Below are 15140 nucleotides of genomic sequence, written 5' to 3'. Positions count from 1 at the left end.
TCTCCTATCGTTTGTCTAGTTTTGTTGTTATTAAATCACCTATAAACTGGATGATAAATACGATGATAAGAATAATGATGGTCGCCATCAGTGTGACATCATTACGGCTTCTTTGGAATCCTTCAAGGTAAGCCAGATTTCCAAGCCCTCCCGCACCGATAACCCCGGCCATGGCTGTGTAGCCAACAAGGGCAATGGCTGTTACGGTAATACCTGAAACAAGGGCAGGCATGGATTCAGGAAGAAGAACTTTCCAGATAATCGTGCTTGTTTTTGCTCCCATGGACTTGGCCGCTTCAATGACGCCTTTATCAATTTCTCTTAATCCAATCTCAACCATACGCGCATAGAATGGCGCAGCACCAATAATCAATGCAGGCAATGCTGCATCCTCCCCGATCATGGTTCCGATTAGGAACTTGGTAAAAGGTATTAAAAGAACAATCAAGATAATGAACGGAATAGACCGAAAAATATTGACGAAAGCTGAAATCACTTTATTGACCGCAACGTTTTCCCAAATATTCCCCTTGGAGGTCAGGAAAAGCAAGAGCCCTAAAATCGCTCCCAAAATAAATGTTGCGATAACAGAAATGGCAGTCATATAAAGGGTTTCCATGGTAGCTTCCCACATGGAGTCCCATTTCACATTTGGAAACCATTCGTTAAGCATTGGAGATCACCTCCACGCCAACCTGCTGGGATTGGATATAATCAATCGCTTTGGCAACTTCCTCTGCATCTCCATCAACATGGATGAATAAAGTTCCGTAAGAACCATTTTGCGTCTGAGAAATCTTCCCTTGAAGGATATTGACCGTAACTTGGAATTTTCGGATCAAATTCGTGATCAATGGCTGTTCAGCCTCTTCACCGACGAATCCCAATTGCACTACTTTTCCGCGCGGATATAAATCCACTAAATGATCAATCGTTTCTTTTGTCTCCTCAGGCTCTGTGACCTGCTGGACAAAACGTTTCGTAATCGTAGCTTTAGGATTTTTAAATACATCCAATACAGGGCCAATTTCAACAATCCGGCCGCCTTCCATAACAGCAACACGGTGGCATATTTTACGGATTACGTGCATTTCGTGGGTAATCAGAACAATTGTTAAACCTAAACGCTCATTGATATCAACAAGCAAATCGAGAATCGAATCAGTTGTTTGCGGATCGAGTGCAGATGTCGCCTCATCACAAAGCAGTACTTTCGGATTATTGGCAAGTGCTCTTGCAATCCCGACCCTTTGCTTTTGCCCTCCGCTCAGCTGAGAAGGATACGCATCCTCTCTGCCATCCAAGCCAACCAGCTTGATGAGCTCGTCCACTCTTTTCAGCCTTTCCTGCCGCGGAACACCTGCAATTTCAAGCGGAAATGCAATATTGTCCCTAACACTTCTGGACCATAACAGGTTAAAATGCTGAAAAATCATGCTTATTTCCTGGCGTGCTTTTCTTAATTTACTGCCTTTTATTTTTGAAACTTCATTGCCTGCCACGATTACACTTCCCTGCGTTGGAAGCTCAAGGCCATTCAGCATGCGTATTAAGGTACTTTTACCCGCGCCGCTATATCCGATCACACCAAAGATTTCTCCCTCTTTAATCTCCAGGTTTACTTCATCTACTGCTTTCACCTGGCCCTTTTTAGAAGAATAAATCTTCTTAACATCTTTTATGGAAATCAACGTGTTGTTTCACCTCTTTAATTGAAGATACAGATTATAATTAATAGACCGCTTATATTTCTCTAGTTTTCGACTGCTTTGCCGCTTTCATTCATGGGCAGAAGAACGGGCTGAGACCCGAAAAATAAAAATGCCTTTCTGCACATGAGCAGAAAGGCATTAAAATTTAAGTCCTTTCTCTCATCTATCAAAGCTATGCTTTGAGTGAATTGGCACCATTTCAAATTAATGACGGTTGCCGGGCTTCATAGGGCACTTCCCTCCACCTCTCTTGATAAGAGCGTAACGTTTATATTAAATTAACACTTTAAATGATGTAAGCAGCTTTTTAATTACGTTTGCTATCGTATCATAGCTTTTAAAAAGGTGTCAACGGTGAACTATTAATCTTTTTAAAAAAATGGACGGTAAATATTTCTTGCTGTGATTAAGCTTTTGCAGCCAAAGAAGTTATCCCTGTTGCAGCTTCAATAGCTTGCTCCAAATCCTCAATCAAATCCTCCACGTTCTCGATGCCAATAGAAATGCGAATTAAATCTTCTGGTACCCCCGCAGCCTTTAATCCTTCTTCATCCAGCTGCTGGTGGGTCGTGCTGGCCGGGTGAATGATTAAGCTCTTTGCATCCCCGACATTGGCAACATGGGCCCAAAGCAGAAGACTATTGATCAGCTTTGCACCAGCTTCCCTGCCGCCTGCAATTCCGAAAACAGCGACAGCTCCTGCTCCTTTAGGCAAATACTTATCTGCCAGAGCTTTATCCGGATGGCTTTCATGGCCTGGGTAAAGCACCCAGTTAACCGCAGGGTGGGCTTCCAGGAATTCAACCACTTTCTTCGTATTGGCAATATGTTCCTTCATTCTTACATGCAAAGTCTCAAGTCCCAATGTGAACTGGAAAGCACTTTGGGCACTCATAGCAGGCCCCAAATCTCTTAAAAGCTGAACTCGCGCTTTAATAATATAAGCAGCCTCACCAATTGCTTCACTATAAACAATATCATGGTAGCTTGGATCCGGTTCTGTGAAGCCAGGAAACTTCGGTGAATTCCAATTAAACTTTCCGCCATCAACGATAATGCCGCCCATTGTTGTTCCATTGCCAAGCAGCCATTTAGTCGCTGAGTGAATAACGATATCAGCGCCATGCTCAATCGGCCTGCATAAATATGGTGTTGCAAAGGTATTATCAATGATTAGTGGAACACCATTTTCATGAGCGATAGCAGCCACCTTTTCAAGGTCAAGAACTTTCAAACTCGGGTTTCCAATCGTTTCAGCAAAAACGGCCTTGGTTTTATCAGTAATGGCGCTGCGGAAGTTTTCAGGATCTTTTGGATCCACAAACTTAACCTCAATCCCATACTTGGGTAGTGTGACTGCAAACAAATTGTAAGTACCGCCATATAGATTGGAGGCAGCCACAATCTCATCACCTGCCTGAGCAAGATTAAGGATTGCCAGGGTGATAGCGGACTGGCCGCTCGCAAGGGCTAGGGCACCAACACCGCCTTCTAGCAAAGCCACTCTTTCCTCAAATACACTTACAGTCGGGTTATGTATCCGGCTATATATGTATCCAGGTTCCTTTAAAGCGAAAAGATCTGCCGCATGGTCTGTATTTTTGAATTGGTAAGCATTGTTCTGGTAAATTGGTACAGCCCTTGCGCCTGTAACCGGATCAGGCTTCAGTCCCCCATGTACTCCTAGTGTTTCAAAACGGTAGCTATTTTGTTTGTCAGTCATGTTCTCTCTCCTCTATTAAATATTTTTTAAAAAATAAATTCAGGCTCAAAAAGGAGGACTTCTATTTTCCCTGACTTTTTGAACTTCCCTTTAGAAGAGCCGAAAAAACCCTCTTCACAAGAAGAGGGTTCTACCATCTCTTCTTATCTTCCAGAGCCAAATTGCTCTGCTGGATTTGGCACCGTGTAAACTACCGGTTGCCGGGCTTCGTCGGGCCAGTCCCTCCGCCTCTCTTGATAAGAATATTCAGTTAATTTTTAAAGTTAAGGTGATATTATCATACTTTTTAAAAAATGGTCAAGTGTTTTCATATGAAATCTTTCCCAAACAAAAAAAGGACTCAAGCAGAAGTTTTTTTCGGAAGGTAGTGTCTATTGCTATATCTTTTCGGGATAGGGCTTCTCTAAGCTTGACCTTGCCGGCCATTATCGAAAGAATGGCCTCTTCAGAACCTGTTATCATAACATCAAATTTTTTTATTCGGCTAGCTTTCTTGATTTCCCCATTAGAGATCTGCAGAGGGATGTTTATATTTCCCGCTTGGATAAGCATCGAAAAAGTGGATTTTCTTAATAAATATCCTACATGGCCTTTTGCTTGGTTCTCCCTGATAAATACATCTGATAAATTTTCCATAGCCTCACCTCTCATAATGGGTCACTCCCTTTTATATTCAGTAATTATGTTTTACAGTCCTTTTATTTTTGTTCGACAAATACAGCATAAAAAAAATGACAATACCCCTTTTTTAAAAGGCATTGTCTTTTCATTTCCCAAGAAATATGTCAAATCATACTGCTTTCACTGCAGGATTTGCAGCTTTTGTCTTATTGTACCTTCTAAACATGAAAAAAAAGTAAAGAGAGCCTATTAGATACAGTGACGCAGTTATCGAGAATACAAGTGCGTAGCCCCAGTAAGCACCATATTTAATCACGATTCCGGTTGATACCGGCCCCATTCTCTGTAAAACGCCAACTTGATCCCATCCCTGCAATGTATGTAAAATATTTTTGATTTTATTTCGATTCCCTAAGTATCATACTCCTTTTCAAAAGGTGTTGTAAATATATTTTGAATATTTTAAAAGGTGAGTCACACCTGATTGTAAAACAGCAAAAAACCAGGTGTACTGAGCACCTGGCTTTTAACAATATTCGGGCGATGCCACGATCTGGAATGAAGTTACTAATGGCACCTATATACTCCTGATCTTCTCCAATAAGTAGGGGACAGACCGGAAGGCATAAAGCTTTTCGTGGATTTTTCCTTCTTTAAAGATGATGAGGCAAGGGACGCTTTCGACTCCCCACTGTTCAGCGATTTCCGGCAAATAGTTTAAATCCGCTTTCCCCATTTCTTTGTCTGGCACCAATTCAGCTGCTACAGCCAGCATCTTGCCTGCCATTTGGCAGGTTCCGCACATAGGCGTATACAAATATAAGAGAGCGTTTTTTTGCCCATTTACCGCTTCCTCAATCTCATGCTGCGACCATTCCTGCATTTTATCATCCTTACCTATCTAAGTACTGTGTGTAAATGTCAATATTGGCTCCCAGCAAAACCGTAGCCAAATGATGTTCCGGAGCTGTAGCTACCTCTCTGTACATCCTGTCGATGTAAAGGTGCTCTGCCTCGGGAAACTCCCTTTTAAACTGTTTTCTCAGCTTTTCCCCGGCTGAGTCAGCATCCACCAATATATATACATCCTTATCAAACAGTGTGTCAATTAATTCGTCCAGTTTCGTAATACTGATTGTTCCGTTGGTGCAAATAATCTCAACCGGCTCTCTTATGATATTTTTAACCTTCGTTTTATCCGACTTTCCCTCAACAATAATAACTTTTTCCGGAATTGCCTCATTCATCGTCATCACCTGAAAGGAGTTATTTTGAAGCTGAAATGCTTTATTTCCAAAAAACAGTAAAGCAGTTGGTATTTATCCTAATATATTCATTATTCTCGATTATGGTGTGAATCTCCTGCCTATTTTGAGCAGAAGGATCTGCTGATTTATTATATTAGATGCCCTTTGTCGGTACGGAAATGCTTTTTGAGTAAAATAATCATTTTACTGGCTCTGGTTTTTCAAACTATAATCCGTTCTTTAATTTATCAAGAGTGAAATCAAGTTTAACTAACATTTTTACGACTTTTTTAACTTAATCTTACATGTTTCGGAATTTATCGCTTATTTTCTTCTATTAGGGCTGCTTGTCTGATGTTATGTTCAATTTTTCGGTTTTGGTCCAATTCCGGATATAAACGCCCACTTTTCAGATTTATGAACTAACCTGGGGAATTCATGCACCAATTTTAAGAGTTATGAACCGGTTTCTGCAATTTATGTGCAACTTCCTAATCTGACGGGTTTCAGATACCTCAGCTACTCTAATGTATGCTCTTCCTTAATGCTTTAGCATATTAAATAAACAGCGGAAATACTCCCGCTGTTTACGAAATTAGCACCAGCCGCCTTCGTCACAGTCAGTGTAGCGCGCTTGCGCATCGTCTGTAACGGAAACGTTCTGATAAATTTTTTGCTGGTCAGTTTCGAAATGATGGTCCAGATTAAAAGAAGAGCCTTCAGGCAGGCTTATTTGGCCTATTTTTTCATTTTCAAGGTAAAGCTCTATTTGGTCATTTTTCAGCTTGCCGACAACCCGGTCTGTAATATCGATTTTTTGCTGCTTCAATGTCATGTTAACCAATCCTTTCATGCCTTTTCGTACTCATAGTTTTTCCCTATCTCTTAAAAAGAAATATAGCAATTAAAGGCAAGGGGGTTATTTCAGCAGCAAAAAACCGGCTCATATTGAACCGGTTTTTCAGTAAATTAATCTTCGTTTGTCATTTCCTCATATTGCTCAGCAGTCATAAGCTTGTCTACTTCGCTTAAGTCTGAAGGCTCAACAACGACCATCCATGCTTTTTCGTATGGAGATTCGTTTACGAATTCAGGGTTGTCGTTAAGGTCTTCGTTAACTTCAACTACTTTTCCGCTGACAGGTGCGTATAGCTCAGAAACGGTTTTAACAGATTCAACGCTTCCGAAAGGCTCGTCTGCAGTTAGCTCATCGCCAACCTCAGGAAGCTCAACGAATACGATGTCCCCCAGTTCCGATTGCGCAAAATGCGTAATCCCAATGCGGACTTTCCCATCTTCTGTTTTTACCCACTCATGCTCTTCTGAATAACGTAATTCTTTAGGTGTGCTCATAATGTATCCCTCCACTTTTTATATTTCAATTTATGATCGTAAAATCGATCGCTTCATTCATGATGGCCTAAAGGAGCATAATACAGCCCTTAAGATAGCCATGCCTTTTCATAATCCTCTTCTTTGAAGCCGACTGTTACCTTTTGGCCGTCTGTCAGAACCGGACGCTTAATCAGCATGCCGTCTGTTGCCAAAATATCAAACAACTCTTCTTCTGATGAGGTTTTCACCTTGTCCTTTAAGCCAAGCTCCCTATATTTCTGGCCGCTCGTATTAAAGAATTTTTTTATGTCTAATCCGCTGTTCTTATAAAGCGTTTCGAGTTCGCTTCGCGAAGGCGGATTCTCCACGATATGTACTTCTTCATAAGACAAGTTATGTTCATCGAGCCATTTCCTGGCTTTCCGGCATGTCCCGCATTTGGGATACCAGTAAAAAGTCAACGCCATTTTTTCACCACCCCATGTTAGCATATCCAGGCTTACTAGAAAAGCGCAAGGCGCCTGCCTATCGGCGACAAGCATAAGACAGCCGGCATGAAGGATGATTTTTACCTTCTTGAGGGATTGGCTTATGACCTCGAGCCGATGGCGCCTCCTCCTAAAAGCTAACGCTTTTAGTCGTGCGAGGTTTATGCTGCCGAAGCATTCCCTGTGGAGCTAGACACTATCTGGCTTCAGAAAGGTAGACTTGTCTTCTAAAAATTGCTGCCTTTTAATTGAATACTACCATAAATGGATAACAATTCATAACAATGAACACCAAGATAATATTCGACATTTTTCTTCAGATTCCTGCCGGCAGATTAAATTTCTTAAAAAGATTGGCTCTGTTACCCTTGGATGTTGATTTTCGCTGCAGGCACTCAGTGAACAGCTGGCTTCCGCTCCTCAGCGTTCTACGCCTGCGGGGTCTCCCTTGGTATGCTTTTTCTGTAAGACTTTGAAAGAGCACTCTTTATTAAACTCCGCACGGAAATGCCAAATGCATTTTCGAGGAATCTCACGCCTACACAGTGCCAAATCAAAAATAGCTTTAACAAAGCAAAAAAATTAAAGCCCCCTTCACAGGGAAGGGGGCCAATTTATAATCAAACGACGAAACGTTCAGCGTCAGTTAGCTTCTCGGCAGCTTCACGCTTTTTAGCAATAACATTGATTGGCGTGTGGCGCGTAAATTTGCGGAGCGCGGATATCATCATGCGAAGAGCATCGCCATTTTCAACCGCAACTAGCGTTTCTTTAGCATCCTGTTCGATTTTGTTGAACGCTTCCTGACAGAAAATTTGTGTGTAAAGAAGCTTTTGCTTGCTCTTTTCAATGCCCGATTTTTCAATGGCCTTTTCTGTACGAAGAACAACTGATTCCATTGCATATGCATTTGAAATAATATCAGCAATGTTTACAAGAACTTCTTGTTCTTTATCAAGAGCCTTGCCGTATTTCTGAGCAGCTAAGCCTGCAGCAAGCAAGCCAATCTTCTTCGCGTTTTTCACTAAATATTTTTCCTGTGCCAATGGCTCATCGCCAGGCTCTTCAGGCATCATCATCATGAGCTCTTCCTGCAGTGCTTGAGCTTTTTGGAATAATGGAAGCTCACCTTTTAAAGCTTTGCGAAGGTATGTGCCTGGCACCAATAGACGGTTGATTTCGTTTGTACCCTCAAAAATACGGTTAATGCGGGAATCGCGGTATGCTCTTTCGATTTCATACTCTGCCATGAATCCGTACCCACCATGGATTTGAACGCCTTCATCTACCACATAGTCAAGAACTTCCGTGTTGAAGAATTTGTTCATGGAGCACTCAATGGCATATTCAGCAATTGAATTGGCCACTTCTTTACCATCTTTCACTTCTTCATCAGTCAGCTTGCTCATACGATCTTCGAATAAACCTACTGTACGGTACACAGCACTTTCAGCTGCATAGATTTTGGAAGCCATTGTTCCGAATTTTTCTTTCGTCAGGTTGAACTGGGCGATAGGTGTTTTGAACTGCTGGCGCTGGTTTGCATATTGAACAGCTAGTTCGAATGCACGCTTTGCACCGCCTACAGCACCTACTCCTAACTTGTAACGTCCGATGTTTAAAATGTTAAAAGCAATCACGTGGCCCTTGCCGAACTCGCCCAGCAGGTTTTCTTTAGGTACTTGTGCGTCTTCAAGGATTAATGTGCGGGTAGAAGAGCTCTTGATACCCATTTTCTTTTCTTCTGCCCCTACAGATACACCAGGGAACTCTCTTTCAACAATGAAAGCGGAGAAGTGCTCTCCATCAATCTTTGCATATACAACGAATACATCTGCAAAGCCTGCATTTGTAATCCACTGCTTTTCACCGTTTAAAACATAATGAGTGCCTTCTGCATTCAGTTTTGCAGTTGTTTTTGCACCTAGGGCGTCTGAACCGGAGCTTGGTTCAGTCAATGCGTATGCAGCCAGCTTTTCGCCTGTCGCCAATGCAGGAAGGTATTTTTGCTTTTGATCTTCGTTACCGAAAAGTACGATTGGTAGGGAACCAATCCCTACGTGTGCACCATGGGAGATAGAGAACCCGCCGGCACGCGCCATTTTTTCAGCGATTAGGGCAGAGCTGACTTTATCCAATGCAAGCCCGCCGTATTCTTCAGGGACGTCCGCTCCTAAAAGGCCAAGCTCACCAGCTTGCTTTAACAGCTTAACTGAACGGTCAAATTCATGGTTTTCCAAATGTTCGATCTGCGGAACCACTTCATTTACGACATAGTCTTCTGTCGTTTTAGCAATCATAACCTGCTCATCTGTGTAGTCTTCTGGTGTAAACATACGATCATAGGAAACATCTTCGATTAAAAAGCTCCCGCCTTTAATTAGGTTATCAGTTTGATTTGCCATTTTTATTTCCTCCATTCTATTTGGGGGAGAAAGCCTGTAGAGGCTTTTCTCCGTTATTTTGTAAGTTGACCTTTATTCGGGGCACTCAGCGAACAGCGGGGAGAAATGAGAGCCTCCTCGGCTTCGCCTGTGGGGTCTCCCACTTCCTCTCCGCCCGCAGGAGTCAAGTGCCTTCCGCTACAATCAACTCAGGTGGTTAAAGTTAGTTAGCAGTTGAAAAGCAGCAAACTTTACGAAAACCGCCTTTAAGTATTATAGAAGTTCAAATACGCCAGCTGCGCCCATTCCGCCGCCGATACACATTGTAACGACACCAAATTGCTGGTTGCGGCGCTTCATTTCATGGATAAGGGATAAAGTCAGCTTTGCACCTGTACATCCAAGCGGGTGTCCAAGAGCAATCGCTCCGCCATTCACATTTACTTTTTCTTCGTCCAATCCTAGCTCTCTGATAATCTGGATGGATTGGGAAGCGAATGCTTCATTCAGTTCGAATAACCCGATATCGGAAAGCTCAAGTCCTGCCAGCTTAAGCGCTTTAGGAATTGCTACAACTGGTCCGACCCCCATGATTTCTGGAGGAACTCCGCCTACTGCGAAACTTCTGAATTTAGCCATCGGCTCCAATCCTGATGATTCTGCTTTTTCACGATCCATAACCATTACCGCTGCAGCCCCATCACTTGTTTGTGAAGAGTTTCCTGCTGTAACCGTACCGGTAACAGAGAATGCAGGGCGAAGCTTGCCTAGCGTTTCAACTGTTGAACCAGGACGCACACCTTCATCCTGGCTGAATTGGATTGTTTTTTCTGTTAGGTTATTGTCTTTTCCTACAGATCGTAAAATGACATCGACAGGAACGATTTCATCTTTAAATCGGCCTTCCTGAATGGCTTTTGCTGCCCTTTGGTGGCTTTTTACAGCAAAAGCATCCTGGTCTCGTCGTGAAATGCCATATTTCTTGGCAACTTCTTCTGCTGTATGGCCCATGCCCATATAATATTCTGGAGCAGTTTCCGCCAATTTGGCGTTCGGGCGGACCACATGCCCCATCATTGGCACAAGGCTCATCGATTCTGCTCCGCCAGCGATGATCGTATCTGCATGGCCGATCATGATTTTTTCAGCCGCATAAGCAATTGACTGCAAGCCTGAAGAACAATACCGGTTGATCGTAATTGCCGGAACCTCGTGGGATAGTCCTGCAAGCGCTCCGATATTCCTTGCCATATTCAAGCCCTGTTCTGCTTCGGGCATTGCACAACCAATGATCAAGTCATCGATATTTCCTTCGTAATTCCCCGCACGTTTCAATGTTTCCTTTACAACAAGCGCACCTAAATCATCCGGCCTTACATTCGCAAGCGTACCTTTTTTGGCTTTCCCGACCGGTGTCCGGGCCCCTGCAACAATTACCGCTTCTCTCATCTTATTCCCTCTCTTTCTCTCAATCTATTATCTATTAGTTGCGTAAAGGCTTACCTTTTAATAGCATGTGCTGCATACGCTGCTGTGACTTTGACTCAGCAACCAGGCTTAAAAAGGCCTCACGTTCAAGATCCAGCAAATATTGTTCATCTACTTCCGTTCCGTATGGCACTTTACCGCCGGCAATCACATATGCGAGTTTTTTTGCGATTTTTAGATCATGCTCGGAAATATAGCCTGATTGGAACATGGCATGTGCACCAAGCAGCAGGGTTGCATATCCTGTTTCCCCGACAACCGGCACCTTCTTGCGTACACGCGGCTTGTAGCCTTTTTCATGTAGAACAAGGACAGCCTGCTTCGCATCATGGAGGAGGTGGTCTCCGTTCACGCTGATGCCATCGGCAATATTCAGGAAGTTATTATCTCTTGCTTCTTCACCTGAAGTAGAAACCTTTGCCATAGCGATTGATTCAAATACTTTATTAGCAACCTTTTGAAGATCGAATTCCACACCATTCGGCATGCTTTCAAGATACTTAATATATAGCTCCTTGTTGCCGCTTCCGCCTGGAATCAGCCCGACGCCTACTTCAACAAGCCCCATATACGTTTCGCTTGAAGCCTGGATATGTGCTGCAGGCAGGCAAACCTCTGCCCCTCCGCCTAGCGTCATTCCGAATGGAGCAGCAACAACCGGCTTGGAGCTGTATTTGATTTTCATCATGGCATTTTGGAAATGTCGGACTACCATATCAAGCTCGTAAATATTGTCATCCTGCGCTTCCATCAGGATCATTCCCAGGTTTGCACCGACACAGAAGTTCTTGCCCTGGTTCCCGATGACAAGGCCTTTATAATTTTTCTCCACTTCATCAACCGCAAAATTAATCATTTGGATAATATCAAGCCCGATGGCATTGCTTTGTGAATGGAATTCCAGAAGGGCAACGCCATCGCCAAGGTCGATAAGGCTTGCGCCAGTATTCTTTTTAATAACTCCCTTTTGCTTTTTAAGCTGCTTTAGGTTGATCACTTTTGGATTTTCTTCAATTAATTTATATTCGCCATTGTGATAGAAATACTGCTGGCCCTCTTCTTCTTTATAGAAAGCAGTGAAGCCTTTTGCGAGCATGTCTTTTACCCATGCAGGCACTTCTTCGCCGGCTTCTTCCATCTTTTTCATTGATTTTTCTACCCCAATTGCATCCCATGTTTCAAACGGGCCAAGTTCCCAGCCGAATCCCCACTTCATCGCACGGTCAATTGCTATTACATCGTCTGCAATTTCGCCCAGCAATTGAGCTGAATAAAGAAGTGCGGGACTAAGTATATTCCATAAAAGCTGGCCGGCGCGGTCATCCGCATATACAAGCGCTTTCATTTTTCCTGCAGTACCTTTTCCCTGCTTGCTCATTTCTACTGAAGCTGTTTTAAGCTTCTTGCGAGGTCCGTATTCCAGGCTTTCCGGATCAAGCTCAAGAATTTCTTTTCCCTTTTTCAAGAAGAATCCCTGTCCAGACTTGCTTCCCAGCCAGCCTTTTTCCTGCATGGCTTTCATGAAGCCTGGCACTTCAAATACTTCCTTCTCTTTTCCTTCCACTTGCTCATAAACGTTGCCCGCAACGTGTATAAATGTATCAAGGCCTACCACATCAAGCGTTCTGAATGTTGCACTTTTCGGCCTTCCAATTAACGGACCTGTAATAGAATCAACTTCACCGACGCTATAGCCGCCTTTCAGCATTTCCTGTACAGTTACCAAAAGTCCATAAGTACCAATCCGGTTTGCGATAAAGTTTGGCGTATCCTTTGCTTCTACAACACCTTTGCCCAGTATATCCTCACCAAATTGCTTCATAAATGACAGCACTTTAGGGTCAGTGTTTTTAGTAGGGATTACCTCCAAAAGCTTTAAGTAGCGTGGCGGGTTAAAGAAGTGTGTACCTAGGAAATGCTTCTGGAAATCATCCGAGCGACCTTCCGACATTGCTTCAACAGAGATTCCTGAAGTATTCGAGCTGATAATGCTTCCAGGCTTGCGGTACTGGTCCACTTTCTCGAAAACCTGTTTTTTAATATTCAGATTCTCTACAACAACTTCGATTACCCAATCGACATCTTTAAGGCGTTCCATATCATCATCAAAGTTCCCTGCTTCAATCAAGGCAAGATTCTTTTTGGAAGTAAGCGGAGCAGGTTTTTGCTTCAATAATTTTTGGCGGTTGCTTTCACTGATGCGGTTGCGCACCGCTTTATCTTCAAGGGTAAGCCCTTTTGCTTTTTCAGCATCTGTTAATTCACGAGGTACGATATCCAGCAATAATGTTGGTATTCCGATATTAGCCAGGTGCGCCGCGATTCCTGACCCCATCACTCCGGAGCCCAAAACTGCCGCTTTTTTAATTTGTTGGATCAACTTTATTTCCCCCTTTTAGTTTTTTTGAATGAACACTCATTCATTTTATTGTCAAAAAAATATGCATCTGATCTGAATGAGTCCTGTTAGTTATAACTATAAAATATTTGCAAAATTTACGCAATGATTTTAAGCGGAAATTTGAAAATGTTTTGAAATTTTTTAATTAGACAAGATAACTGCTTAGTTCAATTAGGCGCAAGGATAAGGGTCGTTTTGGACATTCTAAAAGGGAACCTTCCATCAGCGCTCCGCTAATCTGCTGATTGGAAGTGAAGGATTGCTTTTTACGGAGGTGAAGAACGATGGGAAAAATGAAAAAGGATCCATCCAGAGCTGGAGTAAGCGCGGCGAGTGTACAGGGTGATGCAGGCCCCACAGTCGAGAGACAAGGTCCCAAAAAAGTGAACAGCCAGAATAATCAATATAAGCGATAATTCCGGGCTAGCCCAAAGCAACTGCTTACCGGCTCTCCAAGCTGGGAACCTGTTTAAATTCATTTATTTAAAGGCTGGCTGCTGTCAGCCTTTTTTACTCCTTTTCCATTATGGTTATAGGGTAAATTAGCAAATGCTCTTCCAATGGAATAGCATACGATCTTTAGAGGAAAGATATGTTCGAATAGAAATGCTTTTATTCCCCATGCCGCTTTTTATTTATGTGCGGCCTGCAATCAATTAAAATGGAGGGTTACTTATGCAACAGCAAAATATGAATATACAAAATCAGCAGGGCATTATGCAGCAGCCTCCTGCGGTTGTTTCCACTAAGGATTCCCTGTATTTAACGGATATGCTTTCCTGGAATCTCCTCGCACTTAAAAAGGCGCATTTTTACGCACAGCAATGCCAGGATCAAGAGCTGAAGACTCAATTCGAACAGTGCGGGCAAATGCATCAGCGTCATTATGAGCAGCTGCTTACCCATTTAAACCAGCAAAATCAGCAAAACTTTATGGGAATGCAATAAGAGGGGGAAAAATTAATGAATCAAAATCAGAACCAAAACCAAAATACTATTCAAAATCCTGAAACTCAGGTAAATAAAACTCCGCAAATGAACGACCGTGATTTTACAAATGACTTACTATCAACTGAAAAATATATGACCAATGCTTATTCTGTTGCTTTAAATGAAGCGAGCCACCAGAGCCTTTACCAGGATATGCTGACTGTTTTTAACGAAACACAAAACCAGCAGAGAGAGCTTTATAACCTTATGTTCAAAAAAGGCTGGTATAAAATTGAAGCTGCTGACCAGCAGAAGCTTCAGCAATCTTATCAGCAATTCCAGGGTTATTCCAATCAGTTTCCGTATGGAAATGGCCAAATGCAATAAAGACGAAAACCGCTGCATCGTGCCTGCAGCGGTTTTTTTAAGGAGTTGTAAATAAAATTTAAGGGACTTGCAAATATAACGGGAATTTTCAATTATAAAAGTACATCTGCAAATAAAACACATGGACCCTTAATTTCAGCCTTATACAGATTGGAAAGGGTTAAATCCCCTTAATTTGATTTTTTGCTTCTAAATTCTTCGTTCATTGTCTTGATTTCAGCAATTAGAGCCTTCATTTCCTCTTTTGCATCGGGATATGTATCGTTCCAGTGTTTGGCTAAAGGAGGCATAGATTTGGCGATAAAGGAGTACAGTGCCCACGCTTCAACCTTTTCTTTTCGTTCAGGATCGCTCTCGCCAATTAGGAGTTCAGTATATTTTTCAAGCAGTCCGTCCAGCTGCTCTTTTAATTTATCATTCATCA

The 15140-nt window shown here is 42.6% G+C and carries 16 protein-coding genes and 2 riboswitches; of the genes, 3 read left to right on the top strand and 13 right to left on the bottom strand.

Translation table 11 applies throughout. The annotated features are described in order from the left end of the window. Positions 1-4: 4 nt before the first annotated feature. The 12 genes from IQ19_RS05915 to IQ19_RS05855 form a co-directional block, all read right to left on the bottom strand. Complete coding sequence (locus IQ19_RS05915) at positions 5-673, bottom strand: methionine ABC transporter permease (RefSeq protein WP_144540938.1); 669 nt, start codon at positions 671-673, stop codon at positions 5-7. Further along, positions 666-1691 (bottom strand): methionine ABC transporter ATP-binding protein, encoded by a 1026-nt coding sequence (locus IQ19_RS05910; protein ID WP_144540936.1) that lies wholly within the window; start codon positions 1689-1691, stop codon positions 666-668. Before IQ19_RS05910 ends, IQ19_RS05915 begins: the two co-directional genes overlap by 8 nt. Positions 1692-1868: 177 nt before the next feature. Beyond that, positions 1869-1972: riboswitch (SAM riboswitch) on the bottom strand. Positions 1973-2118: 146 nt separating this feature from the next. Continuing rightward, complete coding sequence (locus IQ19_RS05905) at positions 2119-3435, bottom strand: O-acetylhomoserine aminocarboxypropyltransferase/cysteine synthase family protein (protein ID WP_144540934.1); 1317 nt, start codon at positions 3433-3435, stop codon at positions 2119-2121. Positions 3436-3575: 140 nt separating this feature from the next. Continuing rightward, positions 3576-3678, bottom strand: a riboswitch (SAM riboswitch). 54 nt (positions 3679-3732) lie between these two features. Then, on the bottom strand, positions 3733-4071 hold the full coding sequence (locus tag IQ19_RS05900; RefSeq protein WP_144540932.1) for a hypothetical protein: 339 nt from the start codon (positions 4069-4071) through the stop codon (positions 3733-3735). A gap of 562 nt (positions 4072-4633) precedes the next feature. Next, positions 4634-4939 carry a thioredoxin family protein gene (locus tag IQ19_RS05890; RefSeq protein ID WP_144540930.1) on the bottom strand — a complete coding sequence of 102 codons (306 nt, stop codon included), beginning with the start codon at positions 4937-4939 and terminating at the stop codon, positions 4634-4636. Positions 4940-4949: 10 nt separating this feature from the next. Next, positions 4950-5303 carry a toprim domain-containing protein gene (locus IQ19_RS05885; RefSeq protein WP_110064686.1) on the bottom strand — a complete coding sequence of 118 codons (354 nt, stop codon included), beginning with the start codon at positions 5301-5303 and terminating at the stop codon, positions 4950-4952. A gap of 595 nt (positions 5304-5898) precedes the next feature. Continuing rightward, on the bottom strand, positions 5899-6138 hold the full coding sequence (locus IQ19_RS05880) for a YusG family protein (RefSeq protein WP_144540928.1): 240 nt from the start codon (positions 6136-6138) through the stop codon (positions 5899-5901). A 134-nt stretch (positions 6139-6272) separates the two neighbouring features. Next, the gene (gene gcvH, locus IQ19_RS05875; protein WP_144540926.1) at positions 6273-6656 is read right to left on the bottom strand and encodes a glycine cleavage system protein GcvH; all 384 of its coding nucleotides are present in this window, start codon (positions 6654-6656) and stop codon (positions 6273-6275) included. 89 nt (positions 6657-6745) lie between these two features. After that, positions 6746-7105 (bottom strand): arsenate reductase family protein, encoded by a 360-nt coding sequence (locus tag IQ19_RS05870; RefSeq protein ID WP_144540924.1) that lies wholly within the window; start codon positions 7103-7105, stop codon positions 6746-6748. 641 nt (positions 7106-7746) lie between these two features. Next, entirely contained in the window at positions 7747-9531 is a 1785-nt protein-coding gene (locus IQ19_RS05865) for an acyl-CoA dehydrogenase family protein (RefSeq protein ID WP_144540922.1), read from the bottom strand. A 252-nt stretch (positions 9532-9783) separates the two neighbouring features. Continuing rightward, entirely contained in the window at positions 9784-10959 is a 1176-nt protein-coding gene (locus IQ19_RS05860) for an acetyl-CoA C-acetyltransferase (protein ID WP_144540920.1), read from the bottom strand. 34 nt (positions 10960-10993) lie between these two features. Further along, positions 10994-13375, bottom strand: coding sequence for a 3-hydroxyacyl-CoA dehydrogenase/enoyl-CoA hydratase family protein (locus tag IQ19_RS05855; protein ID WP_144541168.1), 2382 nt, complete (start codon positions 13373-13375; stop codon positions 10994-10996). 308 nt (positions 13376-13683) lie between these two features. Between IQ19_RS05855 and IQ19_RS05850 the strand changes: the two genes are divergently transcribed. The 3 genes from IQ19_RS05850 (at position 13684) to IQ19_RS05840 (ending at position 14716) form a co-directional block, all read left to right on the top strand. Then, positions 13684-13815 carry a YuzL family protein gene (locus tag IQ19_RS05850; RefSeq protein ID WP_110064680.1) on the top strand — a complete coding sequence of 44 codons (132 nt, stop codon included), beginning with the start codon at positions 13684-13686 and terminating at the stop codon, positions 13813-13815. Positions 13816-14074: 259 nt separating this feature from the next. Further along, positions 14075-14347 (top strand): hypothetical protein, encoded by a 273-nt coding sequence (locus IQ19_RS05845; protein ID WP_144540918.1) that lies wholly within the window; start codon positions 14075-14077, stop codon positions 14345-14347. A 15-nt stretch (positions 14348-14362) separates the two neighbouring features. Next, positions 14363-14716 carry a spore coat protein gene (locus tag IQ19_RS05840; protein WP_144540915.1) on the top strand — a complete coding sequence of 118 codons (354 nt, stop codon included), beginning with the start codon at positions 14363-14365 and terminating at the stop codon, positions 14714-14716. 170 nt (positions 14717-14886) lie between these two features. Here IQ19_RS05840 and IQ19_RS05835 read toward each other — a convergent pair whose 3' ends face one another. Next, positions 14887-15138, bottom strand: a complete 252-nt coding sequence (locus tag IQ19_RS05835; RefSeq protein ID WP_144540912.1) for a YusU family protein — start codon at positions 15136-15138, stop codon at positions 14887-14889. Positions 15139-15140: the final 2 nt, after the last annotated feature.

This window comes from Cytobacillus oceanisediminis, assembly GCF_007830235.1.
Lineage (GTDB): Bacteria > Bacillota > Bacilli > Bacillales > Cytobacillaceae > Cytobacillus > Cytobacillus oceanisediminis.
This window is presented reverse-complemented; position numbering and strand designations above follow the sequence as displayed.

What these genes read in the sequence shown, in the direction of transcription:
- IQ19_RS05915 (WP_144540938.1), bottom strand. Translation starts at nt 673, where the DNA reads ATGCTTAACGAATGGTTTCCAAATGTGAAATGGGACTCCATGTGGGAA.
- IQ19_RS05905 (WP_144540934.1), bottom strand. Translation starts at nt 3,435, where the DNA reads ATGACTGACAAACAAAATAGCTACCGTTTTGAAACACTAGGAGTACAT.
- IQ19_RS05900 (WP_144540932.1), bottom strand. Translation starts at nt 4,071, where the DNA reads ATGGAAAATTTATCAGATGTATTTATCAGGGAGAACCAAGCAAAAGGC.
- IQ19_RS05890 (WP_144540930.1), bottom strand. Translation starts at nt 4,939, where the DNA reads ATGCAGGAATGGTCGCAGCATGAGATTGAGGAAGCGGTAAATGGGCAA.
- IQ19_RS05885 (WP_110064686.1), bottom strand. Translation starts at nt 5,303, where the DNA reads ATGAATGAGGCAATTCCGGAAAAAGTTATTATTGTTGAGGGAAAGTCG.
- IQ19_RS05880 (WP_144540928.1), bottom strand. Translation starts at nt 6,138, where the DNA reads ATGACATTGAAGCAGCAAAAAATCGATATTACAGACCGGGTTGTCGGC.
- gcvH (WP_144540926.1), bottom strand. Translation starts at nt 6,656, where the DNA reads ATGAGCACACCTAAAGAATTACGTTATTCAGAAGAGCATGAGTGGGTA.
- IQ19_RS05870 (WP_144540924.1), bottom strand. Translation starts at nt 7,105, where the DNA reads ATGGCGTTGACTTTTTACTGGTATCCCAAATGCGGGACATGCCGGAAA.
- IQ19_RS05865 (WP_144540922.1), bottom strand. Translation starts at nt 9,531, where the DNA reads ATGGCAAATCAAACTGATAACCTAATTAAAGGCGGGAGCTTTTTAATC.
- IQ19_RS05860 (WP_144540920.1), bottom strand. Translation starts at nt 10,959, where the DNA reads ATGAGAGAAGCGGTAATTGTTGCAGGGGCCCGGACACCGGTCGGGAAA.
- IQ19_RS05850 (WP_110064680.1), top strand. Translation starts at nt 13,684, where the DNA reads ATGGGAAAAATGAAAAAGGATCCATCCAGAGCTGGAGTAAGCGCGGCG.
- IQ19_RS05845 (WP_144540918.1), top strand. Translation starts at nt 14,075, where the DNA reads ATGCAACAGCAAAATATGAATATACAAAATCAGCAGGGCATTATGCAG.
- IQ19_RS05840 (WP_144540915.1), top strand. Translation starts at nt 14,363, where the DNA reads ATGAATCAAAATCAGAACCAAAACCAAAATACTATTCAAAATCCTGAA.
- IQ19_RS05835 (WP_144540912.1), bottom strand. Translation starts at nt 15,138, where the DNA reads ATGAATGATAAATTAAAAGAGCAGCTGGACGGACTGCTTGAAAAATAT.